A 2576-nucleotide genomic window follows, 5' to 3' on the forward strand; every position below is an offset into this window, starting at 1 on the left:
CCCGGGCCCCGGGTCTGTGGGGGGCGGCCCCCCGGTTCGGCGGGGTGGCTCTATCCCCTGCTCTCCCCCCCCCCGGTGGGCCCCCCGCGCGCGGCCGGCCGGCCCACAACGGCGAGTACTCGAAGACCTCCGGCAGGTCGGTGTCAAGGTAGCGCACGAAGGACTTGACGTTGTCCACGGTGAACCCGGAGGCGAGCAGGTCGCGGACGTTTCGGACCCTGGTCACCGCATGCGGGCCGTAGACGCGGTAGCCCGACGGCGACCGGTCGGACTCCAGTAGGCCCTGCTCCTCGTAGTAGCGCAGGGCGCGCGTCGTGGTCGCTGTCTGTGCGGCGAGTTCACCGATCAACACGTGGCCCCTCCGGGGTGATTGTCAGGCGTGACGTATACCTTGCGGTCAACTCCCGAGGCGGACCACGGTCTTCCCGGTGTGCCGGCCGCGGACGAGGTCCAGGAGTGCCTCGGGCGCGCGCTCCAGGCCGCCGATCACTGTCTCGTCGTAGACGATGGCCCCCTCGCGCAGCCAGCCGCGGAACTGTTCGCCGAACTCCGCGGCCCGGTCCAGGTGGTCCCACAGGGTGAAGCCACGGATGGTCAGGCGTTTGCCCAGGACACTCAGCAGGTCACCGGGACCCTCGTCGGGGCGGGCAGTGCGCTGCCGGTTGAGGGCTCCGCAGACCGCGATCCGGCCGTGCACCTTCATGACCTCGATGGCGGCGCGCAGTTGCTCGCCTCCCACGTTGTCGAAGTAGACGTCGATGCCGTCCGGGGCCGCCTCGCGCAACCGGTCGAGCACGGGGCCGTCGTGGTAGTCGAAGGCCGCGTCGAATCCGAGCTTGTCGGTCAGGTGGGCCACCTTGGCAGCCGAGCCTGCGCTTCCGATCACCCGGCGGGCTCCCTTGAGCCGGGCGATCTGACCCGCCATGCTCCCCGTCGCTCCAGCTGCGCTGGAGACGAAGACGGTGTCGCCCGGTCGCAGCCCTGCCGCGTCCATGAGCCCTACGTAGGCGACCAGCCCGAATCCCAAGTGCATCGACGGGCTGGGGTAAGCGGCCCTGTCCACGCGGCGGAACGCACTGGCCTCGGCCACGGCGTACTCCCGCCAGCCGAACCGGTGCACCACCAGCTCTCCTTCGCTCAGCGACGGGTCTGCCGAGGCGACCACCTCGCCGAGCGCGTCCCCGTACATCACCTCGCCCACCTCATAGGGCGGCATCGGCAGCGCGGACCGGCCCGCGATCAGCATGAGCATGCCGGGGTCGAGTGACATGAACAGGTTTCTGACCTGCACCTGGCCCGGTGCGGGGGCCTGGACGTCGGCCTCGACGATGTCGAAATGGTCCGGGGTCGGGAGCCCGACGGGCCGTGCGGCGAGGCGGACCTCCAAACCCGTGCCGGGCAGGCGGGACACAGTAAGCAACGAAGCGTTCTTCGCAGAGGACTTCATACGGGGACGCTAGGCATTGACCTATGCGTGAAGGTCAACCCCCTTTCGCAGATGAGACGCCCGCGCCCACCCAGCGTGCGCCGGCCCCCTGTCATGCCGCTCGCACGTCTTCGCCGGCCAGGAACGGGCGCAGCAGGGTGAGCAGGGCACGTGGCCGGTGCAGCGGGATGATGTGGCCGCAGTCCTCGATGACGTGCCCGGTGAGATCGTCGGTGAACGGGCGGAGCTGGCGTTCCAGCGCCGTACCGACGGGCCGGGCGCCCAGCGCCATGGTCGGCACCGTCAGTCGGGCGGTGGCGACTGCCCGCTCGATCTGCACCGCGCTCTCGGGCAGGGCCCGGTAGTACGAGAACGCGCAGCTCAACGCCTGGCGGCCGGTGTACGCGCGGACGAAGGCGTCGCGCACAGCGGGGGGCACCCCGTCGCCGAGCGTGCCGGTGCGCAGGAACCAGTCGACGTAGTCCGCCTCGTGTCCCTCGATCACGGTCTCGGCCAGGGCGGGTGCGGCGGAGTGGAAGCCGAACCACCACGGCGGTCCGTCGGCGAGGAAGTCCTCGGCGCCGGCCAGCCCGCCCAGCACGGCCTCCATGACGACGAGGCGCCGGACGAGACCGGGCCGGCGCAGGGCGAGGAGGAAGGCCGGCGCCACACCGGCGTCGATGCCCACCACCGCGGCCGAGGAGACGTCGAGTGCGGCGAGCAGCGCCGCGGCGTCCTCGGCCAGGGTGCCCGCGTCATACCCGGAGGCGGCCCGGCCGCTCGCGCCGAATCCTCGCAGGTCCGGAGCGATGACCCGGTGGCGGGTGGCCAGGTCGGCCATGACCTCCGTCCACACCTCCCAGGTGTGCGGGAAGCCGTGCAGCAACAGGACAGCCGGGCCCGACCCGGCGAGGGCGACGTTCAGTTCGACACCGTTGACCGGGATGCGTCGCAGCTCAGGCATGGCGGGGGTCTCCTGAAGGGTGGTGTGGATCGGTGACAAGGTCACGCTAGGGAACTAGCCTGATCCGCCCAAGACGGCACTTTCCCTTCAGGTGGTGAGCCCCAGGTGACCAGGTCGAGGCCCGGTGAGCCCGGTGAGCGCGGTGAGCAGAGTGAGCCCGGTGAGCGCGGTGAGCAGAGTGAGCCC

3 protein-coding genes are annotated in these 2576 nt (G+C 71.0%); all 3 read right to left on the bottom strand.

Going from position 1 to position 2576, the window contains the following annotated elements:
- A partial coding sequence (locus ACFUO4_RS01325) for a MerR family transcriptional regulator (RefSeq protein WP_383478516.1) occupies positions 1 to 352 on the bottom strand: 352 nt, incomplete at its 3' end.
- Between the two features lie 45 nt (positions 353 to 397).
- On the bottom strand, positions 398 to 1447 hold the full coding sequence (locus tag ACFUO4_RS01330) for an NADP-dependent oxidoreductase (RefSeq protein ID WP_383478519.1): 1050 nt from the start codon (positions 1445 to 1447) through the stop codon (positions 398 to 400).
- Between the two features lie 91 nt (positions 1448 to 1538).
- Positions 1539 to 2390: an alpha/beta fold hydrolase gene (locus ACFUO4_RS01335; RefSeq protein ID WP_383478522.1), complete on the bottom strand. Its 852-nt coding sequence runs from the start codon at positions 2388 to 2390 to the stop codon at positions 1539 to 1541.
- Between the last annotated feature and the right edge of the window lie 186 nt (positions 2391 to 2576).

The organism is Streptomyces sp. NPDC057280, from assembly GCF_042668605.1.
In the GTDB taxonomy this organism is placed as follows: domain Bacteria; phylum Actinomycetota; class Actinomycetes; order Streptomycetales; family Streptomycetaceae; genus Streptomyces.

Bases quoted from the DNA above. Each gene is read 5' to 3' on its own strand.
- ACFUO4_RS01330 (WP_383478519.1), bottom strand. From the start codon at position 1,447: ATGAAGTCCTCTGCGAAGAACGCTTCGTTGCTTACTGTGTCCCGCCTG.
- ACFUO4_RS01335 (WP_383478522.1), bottom strand. From the start codon at position 2,390: ATGCCTGAGCTGCGACGCATCCCGGTCAACGGTGTCGAACTGAACGTC.